Origin of the sequence: Mycobacterium sp. 1465703.0 (assembly GCF_001672975.1) — a bacterium.
In the GTDB taxonomy this organism is placed as follows: domain Bacteria; phylum Actinomycetota; class Actinomycetes; order Mycobacteriales; family Mycobacteriaceae; genus Mycobacterium.
Genome location: NZ_LZKU01000017.1, coordinates 80078 through 104613, shown reverse-complemented (window position 1 = coordinate 104613; position 24536 = coordinate 80078). Strand labels below are relative to the sequence as shown.

General features: G+C 63.4%; 24 protein-coding genes. 17 read left to right on the top strand and 7 right to left on the bottom strand.

What is annotated here, in order from left to right:
- Positions 1-346 precede the first annotated feature (346 nt).
- The 7 genes from A5625_RS01685 to A5625_RS01655 all read left to right on the top strand — a co-directional run bounded on the left by A5625_RS01685 (position 347) and on the right by A5625_RS01655 (position 9528).
- Positions 347-772 carry an MmpS family transport accessory protein gene (locus tag A5625_RS01685; RefSeq protein ID WP_066988669.1) on the top strand — a complete coding sequence of 142 codons (426 nt, stop codon included), beginning with the start codon at positions 347-349 and terminating at the stop codon, positions 770-772.
- On the top strand, positions 769-3669 hold the full coding sequence (locus A5625_RS01680; protein ID WP_066988647.1) for an RND family transporter: 2901 nt from the start codon (positions 769-771) through the stop codon (positions 3667-3669). The genes A5625_RS01685 and A5625_RS01680 overlap by 4 nt, the downstream gene beginning before the upstream one ends.
- A gap of 64 nt (positions 3670-3733) precedes the next feature.
- Positions 3734-4423 carry a TetR/AcrR family transcriptional regulator gene (locus A5625_RS01675; RefSeq protein WP_066988646.1) on the top strand — a complete coding sequence of 230 codons (690 nt, stop codon included), beginning with the start codon at positions 3734-3736 and terminating at the stop codon, positions 4421-4423.
- A gap of 124 nt (positions 4424-4547) precedes the next feature.
- Positions 4548-5960 carry an FAD-binding oxidoreductase gene (locus tag A5625_RS01670; protein ID WP_066988645.1) on the top strand — a complete coding sequence of 471 codons (1413 nt, stop codon included), beginning with the start codon at positions 4548-4550 and terminating at the stop codon, positions 5958-5960.
- A gap of 142 nt (positions 5961-6102) precedes the next feature.
- Positions 6103-6819, top strand: a complete 717-nt coding sequence (locus A5625_RS01665; protein WP_066988644.1) for a cutinase family protein — start codon at positions 6103-6105, stop codon at positions 6817-6819.
- A 106-nt stretch (positions 6820-6925) separates the two neighbouring features.
- Positions 6926-7798 carry a cyclopropane mycolic acid synthase family methyltransferase gene (locus A5625_RS01660; protein ID WP_066988643.1) on the top strand — a complete coding sequence of 291 codons (873 nt, stop codon included), beginning with the start codon at positions 6926-6928 and terminating at the stop codon, positions 7796-7798.
- Between the two features lie 188 nt (positions 7799-7986).
- Positions 7987-9528: an FAD-dependent monooxygenase gene (locus tag A5625_RS01655; RefSeq protein WP_066988642.1), complete on the top strand. Its 1542-nt coding sequence runs from the start codon at positions 7987-7989 to the stop codon at positions 9526-9528.
- 16 nt (positions 9529-9544) lie between these two features.
- Here the strand turns inward: A5625_RS01655 and A5625_RS30425 are convergent, their stop codons facing one another.
- On the bottom strand, positions 9545-9670 hold the full coding sequence (locus A5625_RS30425) for a hypothetical protein (RefSeq protein ID WP_255397868.1): 126 nt from the start codon (positions 9668-9670) through the stop codon (positions 9545-9547).
- A 633-nt stretch (positions 9671-10303) separates the two neighbouring features.
- Between A5625_RS30425 and A5625_RS01650 the strand changes: the two genes are divergently transcribed.
- Complete coding sequence (locus tag A5625_RS01650) at positions 10304-10756, top strand: hypothetical protein (protein WP_066988641.1); 453 nt, start codon at positions 10304-10306, stop codon at positions 10754-10756.
- Between the two features lie 286 nt (positions 10757-11042).
- Here A5625_RS01650 and A5625_RS01645 read toward each other — a convergent pair whose 3' ends face one another.
- Complete coding sequence (locus tag A5625_RS01645) at positions 11043-11456, bottom strand: hypothetical protein (protein WP_066988640.1); 414 nt, start codon at positions 11454-11456, stop codon at positions 11043-11045.
- Between the two features lie 138 nt (positions 11457-11594).
- On the opposite strand from A5625_RS01645, the gene A5625_RS01640 reads away from it, so the two are divergent.
- From A5625_RS01640 to A5625_RS01605, 8 genes are all read left to right on the top strand, one after another.
- Complete coding sequence (locus A5625_RS01640) at positions 11595-11825, top strand: DUF4926 domain-containing protein (RefSeq protein ID WP_082984211.1); 231 nt, start codon at positions 11595-11597, stop codon at positions 11823-11825.
- Between the two features lie 125 nt (positions 11826-11950).
- Entirely contained in the window at positions 11951-13132 is a 1182-nt protein-coding gene (locus A5625_RS01635; RefSeq protein ID WP_197515918.1) for a DUF4226 domain-containing protein, read from the top strand.
- A 110-nt stretch (positions 13133-13242) separates the two neighbouring features.
- Complete coding sequence (locus A5625_RS01630) at positions 13243-14202, top strand: DUF4226 domain-containing protein (protein ID WP_066988637.1); 960 nt, start codon at positions 13243-13245, stop codon at positions 14200-14202.
- Positions 14203-14301: 99 nt separating this feature from the next.
- Positions 14302-14931, top strand: coding sequence for a hypothetical protein (locus tag A5625_RS01625; RefSeq protein ID WP_232003335.1), 630 nt, complete (start codon positions 14302-14304; stop codon positions 14929-14931).
- Positions 14928-16418, top strand: coding sequence for a hypothetical protein (locus tag A5625_RS01620; RefSeq protein WP_066988636.1), 1491 nt, complete (start codon positions 14928-14930; stop codon positions 16416-16418). Before A5625_RS01625 ends, A5625_RS01620 begins: the two co-directional genes overlap by 4 nt.
- A 326-nt stretch (positions 16419-16744) precedes the next feature.
- Positions 16745-16987 carry a hypothetical protein gene (locus A5625_RS28880; protein WP_156747833.1) on the top strand — a complete coding sequence of 81 codons (243 nt, stop codon included), beginning with the start codon at positions 16745-16747 and terminating at the stop codon, positions 16985-16987.
- Positions 16988-17254: 267 nt separating this feature from the next.
- Entirely contained in the window at positions 17255-17722 is a 468-nt protein-coding gene (locus tag A5625_RS01610; RefSeq protein WP_066988634.1) for a hypothetical protein, read from the top strand.
- Between the two features lie 746 nt (positions 17723-18468).
- The gene (locus A5625_RS01605) at positions 18469-19182 is read left to right on the top strand and encodes a DUF2637 domain-containing protein (RefSeq protein WP_232003333.1); all 714 of its coding nucleotides are present in this window, start codon (positions 18469-18471) and stop codon (positions 19180-19182) included.
- A 247-nt stretch (positions 19183-19429) separates the two neighbouring features.
- Here the strand turns inward: A5625_RS01605 and A5625_RS01600 are convergent, their stop codons facing one another.
- From A5625_RS01600 to A5625_RS28875, 3 genes are all read right to left on the bottom strand, one after another.
- Positions 19430-20920: a serine/threonine-protein kinase gene (locus A5625_RS01600; protein ID WP_066988632.1), complete on the bottom strand. Its 1491-nt coding sequence runs from the start codon at positions 20918-20920 to the stop codon at positions 19430-19432.
- A 147-nt stretch (positions 20921-21067) separates the two neighbouring features.
- Positions 21068-21541, bottom strand: coding sequence for a hypothetical protein (locus A5625_RS01595; protein ID WP_066988631.1), 474 nt, complete (start codon positions 21539-21541; stop codon positions 21068-21070).
- A gap of 164 nt (positions 21542-21705) precedes the next feature.
- Complete coding sequence (locus A5625_RS28875) at positions 21706-21867, bottom strand: hypothetical protein (protein ID WP_156747832.1); 162 nt, start codon at positions 21865-21867, stop codon at positions 21706-21708.
- Between the two features lie 189 nt (positions 21868-22056).
- On the opposite strand from A5625_RS28875, the gene A5625_RS01590 reads away from it, so the two are divergent.
- On the top strand, positions 22057-22494 hold the full coding sequence (locus A5625_RS01590; protein ID WP_066988630.1) for a hypothetical protein: 438 nt from the start codon (positions 22057-22059) through the stop codon (positions 22492-22494).
- A gap of 129 nt (positions 22495-22623) precedes the next feature.
- Here A5625_RS01590 and A5625_RS01585 read toward each other — a convergent pair whose 3' ends face one another.
- Positions 22624-23463: a ParB N-terminal domain-containing protein gene (locus tag A5625_RS01585; protein ID WP_066988629.1), complete on the bottom strand. Its 840-nt coding sequence runs from the start codon at positions 23461-23463 to the stop codon at positions 22624-22626.
- Entirely contained in the window at positions 23463-24176 is a 714-nt protein-coding gene (locus A5625_RS01580; protein ID WP_066988628.1) for a ParA family protein, read from the bottom strand. Before A5625_RS01580 ends, A5625_RS01585 begins: the two co-directional genes overlap by 1 nt.
- Positions 24177-24536 lie beyond the last annotated feature (360 nt).

Genomic DNA, 24536 nt, shown 5'->3' with positions numbered 1-24536 from the left:
GCCCGGGCGGCCAAAGTGTCTCGCATCCCGATCGACCTAGGCGACGACACGCAAATTCGTCGACCTCGCAGCTCTGGCGGATGGCGTACCTCACCGAAAACGAAACCGGATTGACACCATCCACTTATACCGCTAGGTTACTCATTGCTTCCCCACACCGTCGTCGACCACCCGCCCGGGGCGGCCGACTGCCGCTGAAAGGTCCACTGTTGACTGCCTTTTCCAATGTCGGCGCGCACGCGAGCCGATTACACCCTTTCGCGACAACGAAACTCCCACAGCTTGGCTCAAGGGGATGCTCGCACGCTGTATCCGCTGCCGGTGAAAGGCGCCGGGGGTGACCGGGGTGGTCAGACTGGCGCGGCGGGTGTGGCTTCCGCTGCTGATCGTGGCGGCTGTCGCCGTCGGTGGCGTTGCTGTGATCAAGTTGCGTGGAGTTTTCGGGTCTAACGCTATTTTAGTGGCGCCCAACAGTTCTGACAGCGCAGCGGACTTCAATCCCAAGGTCGTCACCTACGAGGTGTTCGGCCCTGCCGCCACGGCGGTCGTCAATTACCTCGACCTCGACGGGAAGCCGCAGCGCGCCCCGGATGTGGCATTGCCGTGGTCATTGACGCTGCAGACCACCGCACCGGCGGCAACACCGAATCTGCTTGCCCAGGGCGACGGTGACTCCATTACTTGCCGGATCACCGTTGATCGCGCGATCAAGGACGAACGATCGGTTACCGGCGCGAATGCCATGACCTTCTGCTTGGTGAAGTCAGCATGAGCGCACCGATGGACCACACCCAGACCGAGCCCATCCCGGTAACCCGCCACGCGTCGCGCCCTGGGATACCGCGCACGATTCGGGTGCTGGCGGTGCCGATCATCCTTGCCTGGGTCGCCGTGGTCGTGGTTCTCAATACCGTTGTGCCCCAACTGGAAGTTGTCGGCAAGACCCGCGCGGTGTCGATGAGTCCCAATGATGCGCCGTCGATGATTGCCACCAAGCGGGTGGGCAAGGTGTTTCACGAGTACGACACGAGCAGCTCGGTGATGATCGTGCTCGAAGGCGACAAACCGCTTGGTGCCGACGCCCACCAGTTCTATGACCGGGTGGTGCGCGAGTTGCGGGCCGACCCGAAGCATATCCAGCATGTGCAGGATTTCTGGGGAGATTCGTTCACCGCTGCTGCGGCACAAAGCGTCGACGGCAAAGCCGCCTACGTCCAGGTCTACATCGCCGGAGATCAGGGAGAAGCACTGGCCAACGAGTCGGTGGAGACGGTGCGCCATGTCATCGCCAGCGTGCCCGCACCGGCGGGCGTCAAGGCCTACGTGACCGGTCCTGCGGCCACGAGCGCCGATCAAAATGAGACCGGCGACAAGAGCATGCAGGTGATCACGCTGCTCACCTTTGCCGTCATCATCACGATGCTGCTGCTGGTCTACCGATCGGTGCTCACGGTGGGCATCGTGCTGGTGATGGTGGTACTGGAATTGGCTGGCGCGCGGGGATTGGTGGCCTTCCTTGGCTATTTCAAGGTTTTCGGCCTGACGACGTTTGCGACCAATCTGGTAGTGACGCTGGCGATCGCCGCGGCCACCGACTACGCCATCTTCCTGATCGGCCGCTACCAAGAAGCGCGTCGGCTGGGAGAGGACCGAGAAGCCGCTTATTACAGCATGTTTCACGGCACAGCGCATGTCGTGCTGGCTTCGGGAATGACTATTGCGGGGGCGGCCTTCTGCTTGCGCTTCACCCGTCTGCCGTACTTCCAGACCATGGGAATACCTTTGGCGATCGGCATGACGATCGTGGTCGCTGCGGCTTTGACACTCGGGCCGGCACTGATCGCGGTGGCCAGTCGCTTTGGCGGGGTCCTCGATCCCAAACACATGGCCCAGCCACGGGGATGGCGACGTATCGGTGCGGCGACGGTGCGCTGGCCCGGCGCCATCTTGATCTGCGCCATTCTGGTCGCGCTGGTCGGCTTGCTGACGCTGCCCGGCTACCACACCAGCTACAACGACCGCATCTATCTACCCGCTAACGTCGCGGCGAACGTCGGCTATGCGGCCGCGGATCGCCACTTCTCCCAAGCGAAGATGAATCCCGATCTGTTGATGGTCGAAGCCGATCACGATCTGCGCAACCCCGCCAGTTTCCTGGTGATCGACAAGATCGCCAAAGCCCTTGTGCGGGTGCACGGTATCGCCCAGGTGCAAACCATTACGCGGCCCGAGGGACGCCCGATCCAACACACCTCGATCCCCTACAACATCAGCATGAACAGCACCGGCCAGGTGATGAACAACGACTATCAACAGACCGTCCTGAAGAACACCCTCAAACAGGCCGACGACATGCAGGTCAACATCGACTCGATGGAGAAGATGCAGGCCATCACCCAGCAACTGGCCGGCGTCACCCACAACATGGCGACCAAGATGAAGAAGACCAGCGGGGACGTGCAGGACTTACGCGATCACATGGCCGATTTCGAAGATGTCTGGCGCCCGATGCGCAGCTACTTCTACTGGGAAAAACATTGCTTCGATATCCCGGTGTGCTGGTCGCTGCGTTCGGTGTTCGACGCCCTAGACGGCATCAGCACCATGTCCGACGACCTCTCCGACCTGGTTCCCGACTTAGACCGCATGGACGCGTTAATGCCGCAGATGGTGGCCCTGATGAGACCCATGATCGACTCGATGAAAAGCCAGAAACAGATGATGCTCAACCAGTATCAAGCCCAAAAAGCCCAGCAAGACCAAACCATGGCGTTGCAGGACAACGCCACAGCCATGGGCCAGGCGTTCGACGAGGCCAAAAACGACGACTCCTTCTACCTGCCGCCCGAAGCGTTCGACAACGCCGATTTCAAACGCGGCGTGAAGCTGTTCTTGTCCCCCGATGGCCATGCCGTGCGGTTCACCATCATTCACCAAGGTGACCCGCTAACAGAGGAAGGCACGTCGCGCACCGCGCCGCTCAAAGTCGCGGCAGCAGACGCGATCAAAGGAACACCATTGGAGGGATCGAGGATCTACCTCGGTGGAAGTGCGGCCATGTACACCGACATGCAGAAGGGCGCCAACTACGACCTGCTCATCGTCGCGGTCGCCGCACTGATCTTGATCTTCATCATCATGGTGACCCTGACCCGGGCCGTGGCTGCCGCGGCGGTCATCGTGGGAACCGTGGTGTTGAGCCTGTCCGCCTCCTTCGGGCTCTCAGTGCTGCTGTGGCAACACATCATCGACATTCCCCTGCACTGGATGGTGCTGCCGATGACGGTCATCATCCTGTTGGCCGTGGGATCGGACTACAACTTGCTACTGGTCTCGCGGATGAAAGAGGAAATCCACGCCGGACTCAACACCGGCATCATCCGCGCCATGGTCGGCACCGGTTCCGTGGTCACCTCCGCCGGCCTGGTCTTCGCCTTCACCATGATGTCCATGGCCATAAGCAAACTCATCGTGATCGGACAAGTCGGGACCACCATCGGCCTCGGCCTGCTCTTCGACACCCTGATCGTGCGCTCGCTGATGACGCCCTCCCTGGCAGCCCTGCTGGGCAAGTGGTTCTGGTGGCCGCGCCGAGTGCGGCCCCGCCCCCTTCCCCAACCATGGCCACAACCCAAACACCAGCAATCCACGGAGATGCAACCGGTATGAGCGTTTGCCCGCCGCGCCGGTGCTCCCCCACCGGCCATACACCTCAGCAAGGACCCGCCAGTAAATGGTTCACCAACGATCAACGCTGACGACTCGTCGTCGAGGCGACGAACTCGAAAGAGTTCTATTCGACGCGGTTCTTACCGAACTGAAAACCACCGGCTACGACAGATTCACGATCGAAAACGTCGCGGCCCGGGCGCGCTGCAGCAAGGGATCGATATATCGCCGCTGGTCACGCAAGCGGGAACTGATTGTGGCCGCTTTGCGGGCCCAGTGCCCGCCGGTGCCGACCGCTCAGCGCCACGGCACAGCACGCCAGGACCTGTTCTCGGCCCTGAGCGCGCTGGCCGGAATCCTCACCGGCCACACCGCGTACCCCGAGTTGGTCGTCATGTCAGGGCTTTTCCGCGACACCAAGATCCGGGCGATCTATGCCGACGTGATCTTGGAGCGCAGCATAATCGCCTTCGAGAGCATCATCCTCGCGGGCATCTGTGCCCAAGAGATCGACCCCGCCGCGGTGAGGCCTTTGGCCCCACGGACCGGGACGGCGTTGATCGTCCAGCACGTCCTGCTCACCCAGACCGCGCCCACCCCTGCCGACATCGAGCAATTCATCGACGCCATGATCGGAAGCCCCGGCGACATCGACACGACCAACGAGGCGGGTACCCAAGCCCCCCAGACCGCACCGCCCGGGCATCAACGCCAGGACACCGGATTCACCACACAACAGGAAGGGCGTCCATGACCACCAGAGCACTGCGAACAACGAGGGTCAAAGGCATTGCGGCGCTGAAACATACCGGCGCGGTGACAGATGCGCCCGGAGCTGGATTTGAAGACTGGAAGACGACAGTGAAGCGAGTAGCCCGATGACTGTCTTTGATGGGTCGGTGTACCGGCCCGGCGATGACGGCTACGAGGCGGCCCGTTGCGGTGCTGTCTGGAACGCGATCAAGCCCCACCGCTTCCCGGCCATTATCGTGACAGCCGGCAGCCACCGCGACATCCCTCGGGCCGTCGGGTTGGCCCGCGAGGAAGGGATGTCGATCGGAGTGCGCTCCGGTGGACACAACTGGGTGGGCAATGCCGTGCGCGATGGCGGGCTGCTGCTGGATCTGTCCCAACTCAAGGCCATCGGCGTCAATCCGCAGGGGCGCACGGCCACCATCGAGCCAGGCGTACGCGTGTGTGACTTGGTGCAGGCGCTCACCCCGCACGGGCTGTACTTTCCCGTCGGAAGTTGCCCGACCGTCGGGCTCACCGGATACATCCTCGGCGGTGGATCCGGGGTGAACTCCCCCGAGGTGGGGATGGCTGCGTACAGCATGCGCGCTTTTGACATGGTCAACGCCGACGGCGAGGTGTTGCACGTCACCGACGAGCGCCACCGCGACATCATGTGGGCCGCACGCGGCAGCGGACCCGGCTTCTTCGGGGTGGTCACCCGCTTATACCTCGATTTACGGCCCTTCCCCGGCGTCGCGGCGGTATCCCTTCAGCTCCATCCGCGGGAGGCTTTCGACGATCTGGTGCACTGGTATCTGCAAGCGCCACGTCCGGGGATGATCATCGCCGGTGCCGCCCCCTCCTTCGGTCATCATGAGACCGTGGTGATGGTTATGGGCAACGCCTTGGCCGACACCCTCGACGGCGCAGCAGAGAAATTGGCCCCGCTAGAGACAGCGCCGAACTTGGACGGTGCACTCGTTCACCAGACCGCCCAACCCATTTCGCTCGAACAGCTTCCCGACCTCGTCGGCCAGATGTACCCGGAGGGCCTGCGTTACCTGTCCGACAACGTCTGGATCAACGACACCGAGGCGCCCGGCCTGTGGGACGTGGCGAACACCGTGGTCGATACCCTCCCCACCGCACACTCCACCCTGTGGCTGATGCCGACCTTCACCCAGGTGCAACACCCGAACGCCTCCTTCAGCTTGCAAGGGAAAACCTGTCTGCAGGTCTACGCCGGCTACAAAGACAGCGCCCAGGACCAGGACATGCTCGCATGGCACAACGACGCCATGGCGCGAATCGACCGCTACTCCATCGGCGGCGGATACGTGGGGGACTCCAACCTAATTGAGCACCCGGTGGCCGTCCTGGACCCCGACAGCGCGGCGCGCCTGGAGCACTTGCGGGCCAAATACGACCCGGACGGCCGCTTCGACAGCTACCCCTCCGACCTACCACCTGCCCGGATTTTAGGGGCCTCACCGCTAGCTTGTGGACCGTTGTGCTGGCGTACCGGTTCTTCCGGCGCTATGCGGCTGCGGGGGTGAGGGCGCCGATCACAGGCGTTGCTAAACAACTTATTTCGGACTAGGAGCACAAGTGACAGCCCCTATCACGCACAAAGCTCTCCGCAAGCCTGCTGGTTCAGCCGCCGTCAACAACGGTGCCGAAGCCCACGTGAGGGATGCCATGGTCACGTTTGTTAGTGCTGCGGCTGTACTCGTCGCGTGCGCGCTTTCTCGCGTGTTCGTCGAATCCGCGTCGGCCGACCCCTGTCCATACATCCACGTAATCTTCGCCCGCGGTACCGGTGAGCCGGCCGGAGTTGGCCCGACCGGACAGGCATTCATCGACAACCTTCACTCAGGTGTCGGGCAACGGTCCTTGGATGTGTATCCAGTGAACTATCCCGCCAGCGACCAATGGAACACCGGCATTGACGGGGTACGCGACGCCGGTGCCCATGTGGTGTCCATGGCGCACGCCTGCCCGAAGACCGCGATGGTGCTCGCAGGATATTGTCAGGGCGCAGCGATCATCGGATTCATCACGTCGGCCACCGTTCCTGATGGCGTCGATCCGTCCACCGTGCCTAAACCGCTGGACCCCGCAATCGCCAACCACGTCTCGTCGGTTGTGCTGTTTGGCATGCCCAATGTGCGCGCGATGAATGTCCTCGGCGAGCCGCCCGTCGTGATCGGCCCCCTGTATCAGTCCAAGACCCTCACGGTGTGCGCCGCCGATGACCCGGTGTGTTCGGACGGGCTGAATTTCGCCACGCACAACAGCAACGCCGCAGACGCGCCGATGATCCATCAGGGGGCAGTTTTCGCGGCCAGCCACCTTGACACAACTCCGTCGAATACTGCGGCGGTCGGGCGTTCGGATGGAGGCTTCGGAACCTAAATATATCGACGTCGATGCACCGCCCATCGGCTCAATCATATTGCGGCGCTGAGCGATCGGCGGTCGGTGCCTGCAGATTAATCACGACTGATTCTGGAGGGAACACATGTCAAAACCGAAGCGGCTACAGCCCAACTTCAAAGATGTTCAAGCCCACTACGACCTGTCCAATGATTTCTTCGCCACGTTTCTCGATCCGTCGCGGACCTACAGTTGCGCGTTCTTCGAGCGCGACGACATGAGCTTGGAGCAGGCGCAGATCGCCAAGATCGACCTCGCCTTAGCAAGTCTGGATCTGCAACCGGGCATGACCCTGCTCGACATCGGCTGCGGCTGGGGCTCGACGATGGAACGAGCGATCCAACGATACGACGTCGACGTCATCGGATTGACGTTAAGCCGCAACCAACACGCCTACACCAAGCAGTTGCTGGACGAACTGGTCACCGACCGCTCACACCGTGTATTGCTGTGCGGCTGGGAACAATTCGACGAACCCGTCGACCGCATCGTCAGCATCGAAGCTTTCGAGGCGTTCGGTAAGCACCGGTATGCGGCGTTCTTCGACATGGCCTACCGCAGCCTGCCGTCGGGTGGTCGGATGGCCTTGGAGACCATCTTCACCCACCCGCCCAGCTACTGGCACAAAAACGGTATCCCGATCACCATCACCGACCTGCGGTTCATGCAGTTCATCCGGAAAGAGATCTTTCCCGGCGGTGAACTGCCCTCACAAGAGGATATGGCCGAATTCTCCCGGAGGGCGGGCTTTTGGCTCGATGGCATCGAATTGATGAACCCACATTATGTGCGAACGCTGGACGCCTGGGCTGCCAATCTGGCCGACCACCGCAGCCAAGCGATCACGTTTACCTCCGAAGAGGTCTACAACCGCTATCAGCGCTACCTGACTGGCTGTGCCGATTTCTTCCGCCGCGGCATCGCCGAGGTCGCCCAATTCACCTTCGTTAAGGCCTGACCGAGAGGATCACCCCAAAATGTGGCATAGCATCGTCAGCCCGAGCCCTTCACTCAGTGCGGTCGGCTCGGAAGGTTCTTGTAGCACCAACGCCACCGGCGCCGACCAGCTCGCCTACGTCCGCGGGTCCATCACCGCCGCCGAGCTGCCGACGGACGGTGACACAGCGCGATCCGAAAGGTCCAACGTTGAGTAACAGCCGCGTGGACGTCGTCCTAGTGGGCGCGGGACCCAACGGATTGATGCTGGCCTGCGAGCTGGCACTGGCCGGGGTTCGTCCTCTCGTCCTTGAGCGCGCTCCCGGACCCACTGACGAGCAGAAGGCCAGTGGACTTGTGGGGCAGGTCATCCGCGCCCTCGACATTCGTGGGCTGTACCGGGCGCTCACCGGCGATCCCGGCCCGCCGCGGCCGGTGCCCAGCCACGTCTTCGCCGGCATGGCGCTCTCCTTGGTGGACGTCCCCGACAATCCGATGTACGCGGTGCCAATTGCCCAGCCGCAGTTGGTGCGGGTGCTCTGCGAGCGTGCACGCGACCTCGGTGTCGAAATACGTTGGGGCCACGAACTCACCGACATGGACCCCAACGTTGAAGGCGTGGCGCTCACCGTAGCCACCCCCGAACGGAGCTATCGTCTGGTCGCCCGATATCTCGTGGGCGCCGACGGCGGGCGCAGCATGATCCGGAAACGCGCGGGCATCGGCTTCCCGGGTGTGACGACGCCAATGCACGCCAGGCACGCCAGCATCCATGTACCCGATGACCTGCGTCGAGACTGGGGCTGGGAGGTCCCCGGGTTTGGACGAATACCGTTTGGCATTAACCGATTTGATGGCGGCGTCATCTTCTACGTCGAACGATCGCCCGGACAGAGCACCGTTGCGACCATGGAGTTCGACGACACGCCGGTGAATGAAACGGAGCCGTTGACCATTCAGGAAGTGCGCGACAGTGTCCGCCGCATCATCGGCGTCGACGTGCAACTTGGCCTGCCTCGCGGTCCCGGGCCGCACGTGTTGCGCCGGCTCAACGGTCAGAACACCCGCCAAGCCGACCGGTATCGAGCAGGGAACGTGCTCCTGTTGGGTGATTCCGCACATGTGCATCCGCCGATCGGCGGCCCCGGTCTGAATCTCGGTTTGCAGGACGCCATGAACTTGGGTTGGAAGCTGGCCGCCGAGGTGAATGGTTGGGCCCCTGAGGGTTTGCTTGACACGTATCACCGCGAGCGGCACCCCGTCGGCCAGCGCGTGATGATGCACTCACTTTCGCAATTGGCGCTAACCATGCCCGGAAGGCCCACCACCGCGCTACGCAGTCTGATCGCGGAACTGCTGCAAATCCCGGACGCCGCCGAGCACCTCGCACATGTACTGGCGGGTTCCGATGTCCGCTATGACGTCGGCGACGATCACCGACTCGCCGGGCAATTCATGCCCGAACTTGCGCTGGAAGGCGGGCGGCGTGTCGCCAACCTACTTCACAGCGCCCGCCCGCTGCTGGTCGACCGGACCGGCGGGTACTCGGCGTTGACCGCCCATGACTGGCGAGACCGAGTCGACGTGGCAGTGGCCGGCATTGGTGGGCATCCCGCCTCCTTATTGGTTCGTCCGGACGGCTACGTGGCCTGGGCGGCCGACACATACGAGCGGGAGGACGAACAGCGGTTGCGGGATGCGTTGCAACGTTGGTTCGGCCCTCCTGCGCCCGGGAAACGGCCGGCCGCCTGACGCGGCTGATGAATACTCATGCGGTAACCCCGGCGGTGACGCTGAGCGGCATCACTTCCAGTTCAGAGTTCGCCGCTAGCTCTTCAATGCAGGCTTGCGAGGCGCCGAGACAAGTACTGTCCAGGTCGATTTCGGCGGCCACACACCAAGCGTGGTCGTCCGGCCACCACAGGTTGGCGGACAGGTGCGATACCTGATGGATGCCTACCGACCGCAGCCACCTGCGGCTGGAGGCTGAGGCCAAAGCCAAGCGGCAAGGATGTCATCGGCGCCAAACTCTCCCTCACCCGGGTCGGCGCCGATCTGCGAGCACGGTTGTCCGTTACTGCGCGGCTCCCAGGCACGACGGCCCCTCGGGCCCCTGATCTGCCCACCGTGGCAATACATTTGGGCTGGCACTCGATCGACGACGGCATCGTGGTGGCGCACTGGCGTTCTGATCGCCCCTTGGCGATCGCACCCGAGCTCGCCAACGTGATCGTGCCGATCACCGAGGACGTATCGGGCCGCATCGTGGCCCCTGATTCCATTGCGACCCGGCTAGAGCGGCACGCGGAGATCGCCTCGGTGCGTGACGTGGCCCTGGACGCCATTAAACGCAAGGTCATCGCGTGGCTGAGCGAACACGATGCGCGGCTGCGTCCCACCTACCGCGGTGAGGAGGTCACCGCCGCCGACGTCGCACAGTGGCGCTCACCGGCGAAGTTCGCGGCCCTCGCGCTGGCTTGGCGAGAGACCGACCTCGAGATCGCTCAATCGTTGGAGGCGTGGCGGCGTGCCGACAAACTACTGTGGCAACAACAAGGACACGGGCGCGCCCGGGCCCTTGGCTATCGTGATGACCTGTGGCGCCAGGTCGCGCGCGCTGGTCAACCAGTGCGGCCGGATCGTCATCGACGACACCAATATCTCCGAGGTGATCCAAAATACGTTGGACCGCAGCGATCTACCCAACGACCTACAGCAGCGGATCGACCGCCGGCGCGATTACGCAGCTCCAGGAGCTCTACGGTCGAGCATCGTTGCCGCCGCAGAACGCGACGCCGTCCCGGTCACGGTGGTATCGGCGGCGGGACTGAGCCGCATTCATGCAGGTTGCGGATATGAGAACGCTCTTGACCGCCGGCCCCGTCAGCGCCTGATTGTGTGCGGCGGATGCGGCCGCACCTACGACCCGGATCTTTCGGCGACCATGCTGATGCTGGCACGAGGACTGGACCGCTCGTAAGAGTTGCCGGCGGCCGATAGTGACGATGGTGCAAGGTCTAAAGTGGGCAGCGCGCCCAGCGATCCGGGCCAAAAGGGTCGACGGGTCATTCCAACGGCTACCCTAGATTCGCCCAGCGATCCGGGCCCAAGGGATCGACTCCTTCTCCGGTTGGTCACTCTCCGGGCCGTGCGAGTGAGTGATCTTTCGTGGTCACGCGACTCGCGTCATGAGCCGACGTACACGCTGCAGCGTGGCGGGACTTCAGGAATTCCCTGTCGCACGGGCGAGCAACGATCGATTTTCGTTACCCGGCGGGGCGGCGACGTTGCCAACGCTGCGTTCGGGTCTGAAGGATGATTTGTGCCCACCAGTTGGGCGCTGGGCGGGCTTGCAGGAGCCCTAATTGGTGTTGTGACAGGCCAATTGGATCTCCGTCGGCGTTGACTGCGGTGATCAGAACGGTGCCGTGCAGCAGTGGTACCGCCCGAGCTGGGAGCCCGCTCGCCGCGTAGAGGTTCAGTGTTGCCATCCGGTTGACCGGCGACTGGCTGGCGGTATTGAACCAGAACACCACATTGGACTGCGCAGTGATGGTGTCGATCGGGTTAGCGCCGATGTCGGTGGCTGCGATGTGGTCGCTGACCGGTACGGCCTGCATCTGTTCGTCGGCAGTGATCAAGATGCCGAGTTCGGATGAAGCTGGTCTGCGCGCAGCCATGTCACATCGTAAAGCGCGAACACTCAGCTGGTTGGGGCAAACCGGAAGACCATCGACGTCACTTTTGCTTGGATGGGCGAGATGCCGGCGTCGTCGCGTTTGGTGACCACAATCCCGACAAAGATGAGAGACCTATGCATGAAGCCTGAGGAGTATGACGTCGTCGAGTTGCTCCGGCCCCTGCCAGAGCAGAACCTTCCTGCCGGTGCACGAGGAACCGTTGTCGTGGATTACACGAAGGATTCAAACAAAAGCTTGCCGGCTGCCTATGAAGTGGAATTCTCAGACGCCGACGGCCTCACCCAAGCTTTGGTCACGCTGGCCGGACATGACCTAAAGGTCGTGTGGCGCACGGATCCACGTCAGTAATTTCTGCTGAGTCCCGCGGGTGGGAGACAGATTCTCAGTTATCGCACTGCCGTCGGCGATCATGCTGAAAGCAGCCGGGGAAAATCCCGCACGCGGGCTGGTGCTGGGCGGGTAATAATGCGGAGGTGTCGATTCAGCAAATAGCCGCGCAGGCGGTGGGGGTGGTGCAGCGGGCCCGCGCGTTGTTCGGGTCCTCCACCCATCCCCCGGACGCCGAAGGGCCCCTCCTGCAGTCAGGTGCCGACACAGTGCACGCCGCCGGCGCCCGCGCGACCGTGCTCTCCGGGAACCTCGCCCAAGCCCACCGCGGCTTTGTCAGCGACGCCACCACCCGCCTGACCAGCAACAGCCACACCGACACCAGCCTGGACCACGGCCTCAGCAGCGCAGCCTTGATCAATCAGACCGGCGCCCGCCAGCTCGACACCATCACCGACCAAACCCGCGCCCTGGCCCAAACCGCACCCGCGGCCCGCTCCCCCGCCGCGCAACGCTCCCTGCTGCAAGGCCTTCGAACCCAGGTGTCAGCCGCCAACGCCGTGGTCAACACCACCCAACAGCAATCAACCACCCTCGCCGGCCAAATCCGCGCCCTCGACTACCAAGGCGGCGGCGCGTCCGATCCGGACAATCACATCCAACTCGTCGACGACAAGCATGGTGCGCCAAACCCAGCGGTTCCGCCGACCGCGATTGATCCGCGCAACCCGTTCGTCGGCGATTACCGGTTCGGCTATTGGCAAGACGTCGTCCCGCCGCCGTATGTCGGCAAGGAGCCGCCGCCGCCGTGGACTGGTCACCGCCCCATCACCGACGGTCCTGTGGGTGGGCCGACAGGCTTTTATGTGCCCGGCGGCAAGACATGGGCCGACGACAGCGCTCCGCCGATAGCCGACCTCGAGGAGCAATATCACTTCCGCATTTCCGGCGTCGACTACACCGGCTACACCCGCACCGACCCGGTCGACGGTCACCGCCAGCAGTGGGTGCAATACACCTACGAGGGGCAACGGTTTGGTCGGCTCAACCTCGGCGGATCGATCTGGGCGCCCAAGGCACCCAATGAAATCACCGGGGAGCTGGGGGGTGTCAGTACTGGTGGGCTGGCCGGTATTAACCCGCCGCCGAGTATTGGCCCGTGGAAACCGATGTCTCTTCCGCAGATCGCGACGCTGTCGGCAGCCAATCCGTCGGTGCAGTTCTATATGCCGAACGACTGCGGGGGCCAATTCAGTTTTATCAATGGTTCACCGGTAGGCGGCCCAGCGCCTCCGCCGGTCACGCCGAGCATCATCGCCCAACGGTAAGACGGGTGTGCACTGCCGTGGTTGTTGCCCGTCGCGGCGGTGATCGCCGGCAGGCCGCGAGTGATCAGAAAGTGTCTTTCGCCCCGTAATAGGCGGGTGATAATGCGGATGTGTCAATTGAGCAGGTAGCCGCGCAGGCGGTGGGGGTGGTGCAGCGGGCCCACGCGTTGTTCGGGTCCTCCACCCATCCCCCGGACGCCGAAGGGCCCCTCCTGCAGTCAGGTGCCGACACAGTGCACGCCGCCGGCGCCCGCGCGACCGTGCTCTCCGGGAACCTCGCCCAAGCCCACCGCGGCTTTGTCAGCGACGCCACCACCCGCCTGACCAGCAACAGCCACACCGACATTAGCCTGGACCACGGCCTCAGCAGCGCAGCCTTGATCAATCAGACCGGCGCCCGCCAGCTCGACACCATCACCGACCAAACCCGCGCCCTGGCCCAAACCGCACCCGCGGCCCGCTCCCCCGCCGCGCAACGCTCCCTGCTGCAAGGCCTTCGAACCCAGGTGTCAGCCGCCAACGCCGTGGTCAACACCACCCAACAGCAATCAACCACCCTCGCCGGCCAAATCCGCGCCCTCGACTACCAAGGCGGCAGCAGGGTCCAAGGGGCTGGATTCGGCCAGGATCCCCCGCCGGAATCCCCAGCGCCCAAAGACGAGCTGCCCCACGGTAAAGACCCGCGCTACTGGATTGACGTCACCAAAATCATCCACGTGGGCCCAGGGGAAATGGCTCCCTACGGGTCCAAGCAGATCGGCCCCGGCCTGTGGTATCCCGAGGACAACTCGCTGTCCGGTCCGCCGCCGGCGAAATATCCACTGGATAACACCACGATTACCCGCCTGGGCCCGCACGAGCTCGGACCCTACGGGACACAGGAATTGGCGCCGGGGATCTTCGCCCCGGACCCCCGCCAGTCATACGGGCCACAAACGCCGTGGCCGGCGCCCAAGCAGCCGATCGACGTGCGCGACGTCATCCACGTCCCCGAGGGCGCCAAAGCCCCGTACGGGTATTTCGAGTACCTGCCCGGCTGGTTTGCCCCCCTCGTACCCGGTCCACACTGAGAAGCCGCTCGTGGAATCAATCCTGTGGGGCCACAGAGCTTTTCATGGTTCGGCATTCGAATACCCCTCGCCTACTCGCACACATCGGAGGACCTTGTGATGACTGGCTCATTCCCGCAGCTACTGGCGGACCAGGTTCCGCTGCCTCAAGGAATGCCGGCGCTACCGCCGGCCCGTGATTTCCTGCTGTCGGCGGGATTTGGCGGCGCGGGAGCACTTCTGGCCGCCATCATCGTGGCTGCTGTCGTGATCTTTGCCGTGCGCGGCGCGACCAAACGGCACGGGTTGCTGGCGGAGCAACAAGAACGCCACCACGGGGAGCTGCGCGAAGATACGCAACGCGCTGCAAGGCTGCAGGAATGCCGCGAAAGGCTTGCCTGGGTCGTAGACAAGGGCGGGATTGAACCTGCCGCTAGCGAGGGCGCCACGGTGGGGTTTGGACCCGAATTGGCCATGGCCGTTCTGCAGGGCATCCAGGCCGACGCCGAGAAACTCGACGACGCCAACTTGGCCAAGGCAGCGGCGGTTCAACTCAGTCAGCTCTCCCGCGTGCTGGCCAGACAAAGCGGTGGCGCTGCACAATTCGTGGCCGCGGAGTCAGCGGCCCCCGCGCAGCCACCCTCAGCTGCCCCACCGGAGTCCAACGGCGACCCAGGCGCGGCTGCGGGCGAAGAGTCGAGCGCGCCCGCGCGTAAGGTCCCTGCAACTGGAAGGCGCCGCCGCCAATGACCTCTCTGATGCAACAGATCGAGGAGCTCGACGTCGAGGAATGGGCATCGCTGACCAAGCAGGCAGCGTTAGCCGCGGTTGCGGCGAACACCCGACTCGGTGTGCCCACTCCACCTGAGGTGGCAGCGGTGGCAAAGATGAGCGAACAAGACCTCATTGACCAGCGGCGGCGTTTCGGTCCTGCGCCCAAGCGTCTTTCGGCGGTGCAGCAGTTGGTGCAAGCCGATCATCGCCGCGTCGTCGCCGAGCGCCAGGCCGAGAAGGCTGATCAAGATCGGCGAGACGCCGAAGCGGCCACCACCACTGCCCGCGCTGAAGCGCAGCAGTCGGCGGACGTGGCTACCGCCGCGCGCGAGCGGGTCAGGGCGGTCGAAGCTGAAAGCGCGCGCAAAGACGCCGAGCGCGCCGAAGAACGGGCAGCGGCCCAACAACGATTGGATCTGCTGCGCGGCGAACTCCAGCAGGTTCGGGCCAGTGCTGCGGCCGACGCCGCGGCGGCGCGCGAAGCGCTCACCGCTGCTGAAGCGCGCGCCGAAGAGCGCTCAGCTGAGCGAAGCGCCGAGCGGGCAGCCGCGGAAAGAACGATCCAGGAACTGCGAGACGAGCTGGCCAGGGTCCGCGCCGACGCTGAGACGGAGGTGGCGGCCGCCAGGGAGGAAGTTCGGGCGGCAGAAGAACGCGCCGAACAACGGATGGCCGAACGCGCCAGCGAGCGCCAGGACGCCGAACATCGCGTTCAGCAGGTGCGCGGTGAACTTGACCAGGTGCGTGCCGACGCGGCCGATGCCGTTGCGGCGGCGCGCGGACAGGCCAGCGGAGAAATCGCGGCCGCCCAGGAGACCGCTCAAGTGCAGATCGCCAAGGCCCGCACCGCGGCGCAGGAGGCGATGGCGCGCGCCCAGAGGGAGGTTGAGGAGGTGCGCGCGGAGGCCGCCGCGCACGTCGCCGAGGCACGCCGGCAAGCCGATGCAGCGATTACGGCGGCACACCAGGCCGTGCACACCGAGATTGCCCGGGTCCACGCCGAACGCGAGGAGATCCGCCGGGCGGCCGCGGCCAGAGACGCCGTCGCCGGGGAAACGACCTTAAGCATTCCGGTGCCTGCGGCGTCGATACGCGCACATACCGGCGCGATCGAGGACGCCCTCGCTACGGTGCGCCACGTCGATTATGTGCTCGAGGCCGCTGCGGCTGAGGGCGGGGGGTTACGAGGGGGCGGTGATGTGGAGCTGGTGCGCAACCTCGTGGGCACGGTGCAAGAGCAGGCCTGGGGCTTGTCCGAAGAGTTACGCACTCTCCCTTCGCGTTTCGGCTCGGACTGGGATGTGCAGGCTGCCAGGGTATATGTTTCGACCGCCGCCAATGCCTATGGTTCTCTACTGCAACGCATTGAGGAGACCGTCGATCAGCTGCGTCAGAACGGATTAGCCGAACTCGTGGACATCGTCACCACGATGCTCGACGAGCATCCCTGGCGCCAACCGTGATTCACCACTGACCAGGCGGCCGATCGGCCGGTTTGCGCGCACGGTTTCACCCCCGATGGCCGGCATTCGCCTTCGTAGAGAACCGCCAGAGGCGACGAGGGCTTGCCAATCGAGCGAAGTGGTCGGCTGGCCGACGACGGCGGGCCGGGCAGCTTGGAGCTGGCCAACATCCGTGCTGGGCTGCGTGCTGTGTCGTAACGCGCGCTGCTCACGATAGACAGGTTCGATCACCTTGCGCGACAACGAAATTGGCTGGCGAGTCTTGGTACACCCTGCCAGCCGAGGACCAACTAAAGCTGTAATCACCGGTGTGCGGTCAAACACCCGTGAGCGCCGATCGGTCAGGCCGGCGGACGACGAATCACACCCGTGAGCGGACCCTGCGCGCCGCGTGCTGGTTTCACGACCACGACGCCCCGGCACCCGACTGCACGTGTGGCCTGTACGCCGTGGCCAACGTCGTCGATGCCCTGTACCGGCTGCGCGCCATGACGATCAACATTCGCAACCTCACCCGAGAGTCGGGGTCGGGGTGCCACAGGATCGGCGCCGTCGCGATGTCATCGTGATCGACCACGCGGTGCAAGGTGACCTGCGTTAAGACTGGCGCCATGCCCATGTGGGGTCGATAGGGCCAACATCCGCCTCGCTCGACACCGACTTCCCTGTATTGTGCGCCGCCTCGCTGGAGATTCAGAGCATGTTCGTCAGCGCGGAGCCGAGGGGCACGGCGCAAGACGCCGAGACGAAACGTTGGGGGTCATGCAGCGGGTAGTGGGCTAGGTCGGGTTCAACATACGGCGGAACGGGCAGTTTCCGCGCATATCGTCACCCTGTTGCCGATCATCGACCCCGACCCGCCGACTTCGGCCGCCTCCGCTTCGCTGCTCAGGCCAGGAGTCGAGGCCGCCGCTGGTGTCTTGACCCAATGGCTCGAGGGTCTCGACCCCAGCCGGGTGAACGTCGGCGAGGTGATCGACGCTGCCATCGGTGACTACAGCCGGGAGCTAGGTACGGCCGTGCACAAGATCAAAACCGAACTGCGCGAACAGCATCCGCGCATCGACGCGGACAACGACCTGGCCGCTACCCTGCGCGAGTTCTGGGCCGATCCGGCCCAGAACAACGCGGTACTAACGCCTGTGGTGCTGCAAAGCGCGAGCCATCTGCTGTGCAACCGGCTAGGCCTGCAGCGCCACGAAGAGTTCGCCACCATGTGGATGGTCAAGACCGAACGAAACCGCCTCGAGCGGCGCACTACCCGACCCCAGCCGAGCGCGACCACACTGGATGCGAGCCGATGATCCCCAGTCCGGCCAGCGACAGCTAGCCAGAAGACTTCAATGCCCCTGCGCCACCGTGTGTTCCGATTCCAACGTTGCTGGGTTCCCTACCCCGCCATCAGCTAGCCCCTGAGCACCAACCGCACTGCGCCAGAACGCAATTCGGTCTGCATTGTTGGCGACGCGCGGTGAGGATTCGCTACCCAAAGGAGCTTTCGATAATAGGGTCCTGCCTGCCTGAGCCAGCAGAACAGGTTCCTTGCCTTAAGGGACGCCGGCCTTACCGGCAGCGCGGCATACTGTGCCCTCTGGTATCGGAATCGAGGGAACAGTTGTGCGGTGCCGGTGACGAACTCGCCGAAATCGTCACTGCAATGCTGGATGAGCACCCGTAGCGGGAGCACTAAACCACCACAGGCCAACGAGTGCAGGTCTACCGCTAGCCGCTTCCCGCGGTCTTCCAAGCGTATGCGCGGCCCAGGCGCCGAAAAGTTGTGCATGCGGGGCGCCGCAGCGGCCATACGCTGAAAAGGGTCATTTGGATCGATGTAAGCGGCGGCGGAAGGTGATCGATGGTTGCCGAAGAAACCACCAATGAGACGCGCGCAGCGGTGCGATTCTTCTGGGCATGGCTGTTGTTGGCGACAGGTGTTTCAGTGGCAGGCAACGTCACCCACGCTGTGTTGACGGCGCCGCCTGGAACCGTTGGACTAGCGGCCGCGGCGGCTGTTGTGCCGCCGGCAGTGCTGTTGGGGGCCACCCACTCGGTGGCCCTGTTGGTGAAAACCCGCCGCGCGGGTTTCATCTCCCGGTGCGCGCTGGTGATGACTGTTGCACTGGCAGCGTGTGCATTCATTCTGTCATTCGACGCGTTGCGTGATCTGGCGGTGGCGCTGGGCATGCCAGCTTCTCGGGCGTGGTTGTGGCCGGTGGCGATCGACGTGTCGATCGCCAATTCCACGCTGTCACTATTGTCGCTGTCCCCGCCGCGTTCACTCCCGGTGACCGGGGTCAGCGATGATGCGTCGTCGCGCTCCTTTGCCTCACCTGCGGGCAGTTCCCCAGCAAGTGGACGCGTGGGCGAAGATAGTGTTGCGCCGCGCCCTTCGCGTGCTCGTCAGAAGGGGCGGCGTGCGGGTGTCGATCACTCGGTCACCCCTCCCCCGGCACCGGTGCCACACGCCGATGCGCCTCATACGGGACACGGCGAACGCCCTCTTGCCGCCGTCGCGGCAACGGCACCGAAAGACGCCATGGACCTCAGGCGTTGGCGAGTGGCCGCTGACGAACTGGTTCGTGACGGGGTGACGTCAAAGGATCCTGCGATTGTGGCTGCTGTGTTGGCAGACGATGCTGCCGGAACCGCGCCAACTACGATCGGACGCCGCCACAACCTGCATCACAGCACGGTCGGACGGATTCTGGAGGAAAATGCCCGCCGCGTTGAGTCAGCGGCCGGCGCCGAACGTTTAACCGGCTGATTTCCACCGGTTTTCGGGGACAGTTGAACGAACAGGAGTCGGAGCTGGCAACGATGAGTCCTCGCTACCCCCGCGGGCACCGCTGTCGATCACGAACGGCGCTGGCCGGTAGCCGACGTTCTTGGTCTTCTGTATCGAGAAGGGTTTTCTGCCAACGAAATCGATGTTCCGCCGGAGTTGAGTAAGCGAATGCTGGTGAGTTGGCGAAGATCTGACCGTTAGTGTCAAGACCTGGGTTCGTCTGGGATCACTGTCCCGCGTACTCGATCATGGGTTCGGAATAAAGCTGACCGCCTGGCGAGGTGATGGAGATGCCAGTCGGTCGCACTTGGTAGCGGGTGCCATCGACTGGATTGGTGACATCGAATCCGCCCGAGGACCGCACTGCGTTGGCCAGTTCAATGCTGGCACCATCGCGTAGGCGCAGACCGCGGTAATAATAATTGGCCGACCCGGCCTCGCAAATTACCACCAGGGATTGCGTGGTGCGGCCCATTGCCGCCGGCGTACTCCCCAGGTCGCAACGAGCGGCGGGATAGCCCACGAAGCCCTGGTCATCGGCATCTGGCAAGCTGCGTTGAGGCTTTGATGTCGCCGAAGCCGTTCGAGGGGTGGGCAATTCCGTTGTCGTACGGCTAAAACTTGGTGTTGTCCCCGTGGCGTCGGAAACGTTCGGTAGGCCGTGGTCGTTGTTTTGCACGATGAGCAATGCTGCTACCAGCGCTGCGGCGACGAACGCAGTTACTGTTCCGGCAATGAGCACCAGTCGCCCATATCCGATTTTGCGCTCCGGTGGTGGAGGGACGTGGAGGCGGTCGGCGTACGGGGTGTCTCCACTCCGGTCCGGATTGGGCCATCGGGCAGAGAACTCGCGGGTGTTGGTTCGCCGGTGGGTGCCGGGGGCCAACACGGTGGGTGCTTGGGAAAACTCTGCCGCAGCGCGTGCGGCGCTGGCGAGTTCGCCTGCTGAGGCGAAGCGGTCCGTCGGCCGCTTTGCCATCCCGCGGGCGATGACCTCGTCGAAGGCGGCCGGGATGGCAGGGTTGAGGGCCGCGGGTTTGGGCGGGCTCAGGGTGAGATGGGCGGTGATCTGCTGCTCGGCGCTGTCACCGGGATACGGCTGGGCACCCGTCAGGCATTCGTGCAGCATGCATGTCAACGAATAGACGTCGGCCCGCGCATCGGCGACGCCGTCGGTGAAACGCTCGGGGGCCATGTAGGCCAAAGTCCCAATGATGGCCCCGGTTTTGGTCACTCGTGACGCAGCGACGTCGTGGGCGATGCCGAAGTCAATCAGGTAGGTGAAGTCTCGGTTGGTTATTAATGCGTTGGAAGGCTTGATATCTCGGTGTACGAGGCCAGCGTCATGTGCGGCGTCTAGTGCGGCTGCGAGCTGCTCAATAACGACAACGGTCCGCTGCGGCGTCATCAAGGTCTCGCGCTTAAGTAGGGTTGCGACGTCAATGCCGTTGATGATTGGCATAACCAAATACAACCGGCCGTCGACTTCGCCGGTGTCGTGGATGGGGATGATGTGGGGTTCGGTTAGCCGTGCGGCGGTATGGGCTTCGCGGCGGAAGCGTTCTCGGAAGCCTGGCTCAGCGCCTAACTCGGTGGACAATACTTTTACCGCGACGTTGCGGTCAATGATTGTGTCGTGCGCTTTATATACCGTGCCCATACCGCCCTCGCCGATCACCTCCATCAGCAGATAACGTCCGAACACCACCTCATCCATGGTTAAGCGTCCCCGCGCATCGCATAGCAATCTGAGCTTCAACCCTGAACGACCACAACTTCGAGCCACGACCGGCGCGGCGGGTTCGCTCGCGCGGGTGGCGGCATGTCGGCATTGTTTTAGGCACCATCCGAAAGAGTTTGTCGGCTAGAACGACGAGACGTTCTCGACGCTGACAAACATGCCATGCCCGGTGGCATCGTTGGTGAAGCGGGTGCCGTCGCTGTTGGGTATCACCGTCCAGCCGGAGAGGTGATAGGTCTGGCCGTAGTTGAGCACGAGGTCATTCTGCGGTGTGCCGCCACCGCCGATGTTGCCGTCTTGCCACTGGAAAGCGCCTGAAGTTGTGACTTCGGCGAGGTCAAAGTGAATGCCGCCCGGGCACGGCGAATTTCGGCACTGAGATTCGGGCATCGAAATGGGGGCTTGAGGGAAGCCCGTGCTGTCGGGTCCGCTTGCCTCGCAAACAATTCTGTCGGGATGCACGATGCACCGCAGCCGACCAGATTCGGTTCTGACGTATTGTGCGGCCGGGGCGGCGGTGGCGTACGGAACCATGATGGCCATACACACAGCGAAATAGAACGCGAGGACAGCGTTTCCACGCGCGATCCGCATCATGACTGAAAGGCTAACGACCCGAAGTCTGCGCCCGCAGCAGATTGCAGAGACGCAAAATAGGCAACTAGACGATAGGCGCCCCACCCCCGGGGGCCGGCCTCAGGTGGTTACACAAGCCCGAAACCCGGCCCAGGAGAGCCCGCCAGTTCCGGGGTCGGCGAGCCTTAAGAGGCTTGCGCGACCAGGGTGCGCAGGCTCAACTCGCGCATCAGGTGCGGCAGACTCACGCCCTGGCGGTCGGCTTCTTGCTGCAGCGCTTTGAGGTCCTCTTCGGCGAAGCGCACCAATACCTTGCCGGTTAGCTTGCGCTGTTCGCTGCTACTCACCTTGTCCTCCGGGTACCTCGGCGGGCGTCAAATCACCTCGTCGTGATGTCGTTATTTTAGAGCATAGCTGCCCTAAAATTGGCGCATTAGGTCTTCTAACAGCCGACCATGTCGCTATTATGGCTTTAATTAGCGGCATGATGCCGTTGCAGACGACGGAGCGAACCGTGCGGCCGGAGTAATCCAGCGATGACTGAGCCGAAGCAGCCACCGCCGGGGGTGGAGACCACACCCGGCGGTCCTGTCGTGTCGCTATCGGAGGCCGCTAAGCGGCTCAACAAGGATCCGCGCACCATCATCCGCGCCATTAAGACGGGCTCGATTCGCGGAGGAGCCATGCCCAGGCCGGAGCGCCTGCGATGGTATGTCTACGCGGACGAGCTCGCCCCGGTACCTAGCTTGGCTGTTCCGTCGGCGGGTGACGAGGCCGATACGCTTCGGGCTCAGGTTGTTTCGCTAACGGAGGCCAATCGGCTGCTGATCGCTGCGCAGCAGGATCTGCTCGATGCCGATCGCTCGACCAACGAGGCCGCTGACAAGTATCGTGCGGTGGCACGCAATTACCTTGACGCCCTGGCGCAGTTTATGACACCGGGCAATCTGGGCGAGCTGGCCAGCCGGCTCTAAGCCCTACTTTCGACGAAAAGCTGCTCCGCGGTGTCGCGATTAGCGATAGCGGTGTCGCTGCACGTCGTTTCGTCCGCGCTGCCCCCCAGCTCGGCGTCATTTTGTCACGTGACGGTGCGGCGGTTTGGGCTACACCGCCGCGGCCGCATCGGAGAGCACGGCCACGAGTGTCTTCACCCCATCTTCGCCCAAGTGAGTGCGAAGGGCGTCCGCGAGCAGTTGAGGTTTCGATTCGAATTCATTGAGCGCGTTGGCGATAACCCGAGACGAGGTGAAGCGCTTGTCGGGTGCGCCGTGCTGCTTGCCGTCATTGTTCTTTTTCTCTTGTGCAGCCTGCCAGCGTGCGACTTGCTGCTCGAGGGGCACGCGCGCCAAGGTGCGAGCTTCCCGGATCGCCAATTCGCCTCGGCGCAACGCGGTTTGCAGTTGTGGTGCGAGTTCCAGTAACGCGCGCCGCTGTGATACCCAGGCTTGGGTCTTGCGGAGCCGGTTAGCTGCCTCTACCCCGCTGCCGCACTCCTGCACGAGGGATTCCACGGCTTTGGCTTCCTCGATGACATCGAAGTCCTGCCGATCAACGTTCTCGGCAATCGATGCTGAGATCAGCGTGACGCGGTCGCGGGCGATCTCGTCGTTGACGACAATGGCCAGATCAGTGCGGCCGTACTTGTGTGCGGCAGCCAGACGCCGGCATCCGTTGACCACCACAAAGCGTGTCGTAATCGTGTCTTCGGGATACAACCTCAGATAGGCACTCGAGGTGACCACGACGGCGGGTTGAAGCTGCATGTCGGTGATGGATTCGAGATCGGAAAGATCGCCGACGTCATCGCGCGGGTTACGCGGATTGGGTGTGAGATCTGTCAGCAATGCGGTGCGACCGTGCATCGGGGTCATCTGCTCGACCGGTGAGTTGTCGCCCACCCGGTTGGCGAGCGAGGCGAGGTTGGTGCGCTGCCCGCGTGCCATCAGTGCCCACCTCCGACGTTGAGCTCCAGCGCAAACTTGTAGAAGTCTTCCCGTGCCTGCAGCGCAACACGATTCAGTGGATATTCGGTCACCACCTGCCCGTCGGCGCTGGCCCGCGCGTGCAGTTTGTAGTGACGAATCACGGTGTGGGCCAACGGCCAACCGTTAGCTCTGATGAATTCTTTTGTCTCGTTGAGATCGTGCATGCCGTCGCGCGGGTCCCAGTTATTGATCACCACGAGGTAGGGAATCCCCCGGGGCGCAATCACCTTGTTGATGGTGCGGGCGGTCGGGTCGAAACTCAGCGGCTCGGTTTCGATCGGAACAATGACCGAGTCAGCGACGTCGAGGACCACTCGCAGGGCATCGGCGGCGGGACCGCGCCCTAGCGGATCGGCAGTGCCGTTGCCCGAGTCCAAGTCGATCCAGCCGGGAGTGTCAACGTAGACATGCTGGATACCGGGAAGCTCACCTAGGCGCTTAAGGCCGTCAATATCTTCGTGGGCCTGAACGATATGAAAAGGAAGATCGTCGATACGAGCGGCCCACCACACTGCCGAGCCTTGCGGGTCGACGGAGACCGCCGCGACGGGTGAGCTTGAGTTCGGGTCGTCATCGTGATTGAGGACGTCGGCGGTGACCGCGGCTAAATTGACGGCGATCGTGCTCTTGCCGACGCCGCCCTTCTGGTTGAGAACGACGTGAACAGCCATAACTGGCCTTCCGTATGCTTCCCCCGCGATTCGGGGTACTTCGGATGAGACAGCGGCAGTCTACGGGGCCGCATCCCATCGTGTCGGGTGGACACGCCGGAACCAATCTCATTGCCTCAGAGAGCCAACGGCCCCTTTTCATCAGCCCATCGAGATCGGACCGCTAAGGCGCCGACCGCAACGATCACCTTCCGGGACTGCGGACTTAACCGCGGTTAAGTACGCAGGTTCGGTCCGAGCCCCACACGGCGGTGACGTTCGCTTGATCTTTCACGCCGAAGCTGCCATGGGCACAACGGATTCAGCTTTCCAGGAAGTCGGGATGCGCTGCTGCAACTCAGGATCTGCTCGGCTCTCATG

Coding starts and splice junctions, on each gene's coding strand:
- A5625_RS01680 (WP_066988647.1), top strand. CDS start 769: ATGAGCGCACCGATGGACCACACCCAGACCGAGCCCATCCCGGTAACC.
- A5625_RS01675 (WP_066988646.1), top strand. CDS start 3,734: ATGGTTCACCAACGATCAACGCTGACGACTCGTCGTCGAGGCGACGAA.
- A5625_RS01670 (WP_066988645.1), top strand. CDS start 4,548: ATGACTGTCTTTGATGGGTCGGTGTACCGGCCCGGCGATGACGGCTAC.
- A5625_RS01665 (WP_066988644.1), top strand. CDS start 6,103: ATGGTCACGTTTGTTAGTGCTGCGGCTGTACTCGTCGCGTGCGCGCTT.
- A5625_RS01660 (WP_066988643.1), top strand. CDS start 6,926: ATGTCAAAACCGAAGCGGCTACAGCCCAACTTCAAAGATGTTCAAGCC.
- A5625_RS01645 (WP_066988640.1), bottom strand. CDS start 11,456: ATGGCTGCGCGCAGACCAGCTTCATCCGAACTCGGCATCTTGATCACT.
- A5625_RS01640 (WP_082984211.1), top strand. CDS start 11,595: ATGAAGCCTGAGGAGTATGACGTCGTCGAGTTGCTCCGGCCCCTGCCA.
- A5625_RS01625 (WP_232003335.1), top strand. CDS start 14,302: ATGACTGGCTCATTCCCGCAGCTACTGGCGGACCAGGTTCCGCTGCCT.
- A5625_RS01620 (WP_066988636.1), top strand. CDS start 14,928: ATGACCTCTCTGATGCAACAGATCGAGGAGCTCGACGTCGAGGAATGG.
- A5625_RS01600 (WP_066988632.1), bottom strand. CDS start 20,920: ATGGATGAGGTGGTGTTCGGACGTTATCTGCTGATGGAGGTGATCGGC.
- A5625_RS01595 (WP_066988631.1), bottom strand. CDS start 21,541: ATGATGCGGATCGCGCGTGGAAACGCTGTCCTCGCGTTCTATTTCGCT.
- A5625_RS01590 (WP_066988630.1), top strand. CDS start 22,057: ATGACTGAGCCGAAGCAGCCACCGCCGGGGGTGGAGACCACACCCGGC.
- A5625_RS01585 (WP_066988629.1), bottom strand. CDS start 23,463: ATGGCACGCGGGCAGCGCACCAACCTCGCCTCGCTCGCCAACCGGGTG.
- A5625_RS01580 (WP_066988628.1), bottom strand. CDS start 24,176: ATGGCTGTTCACGTCGTTCTCAACCAGAAGGGCGGCGTCGGCAAGAGC.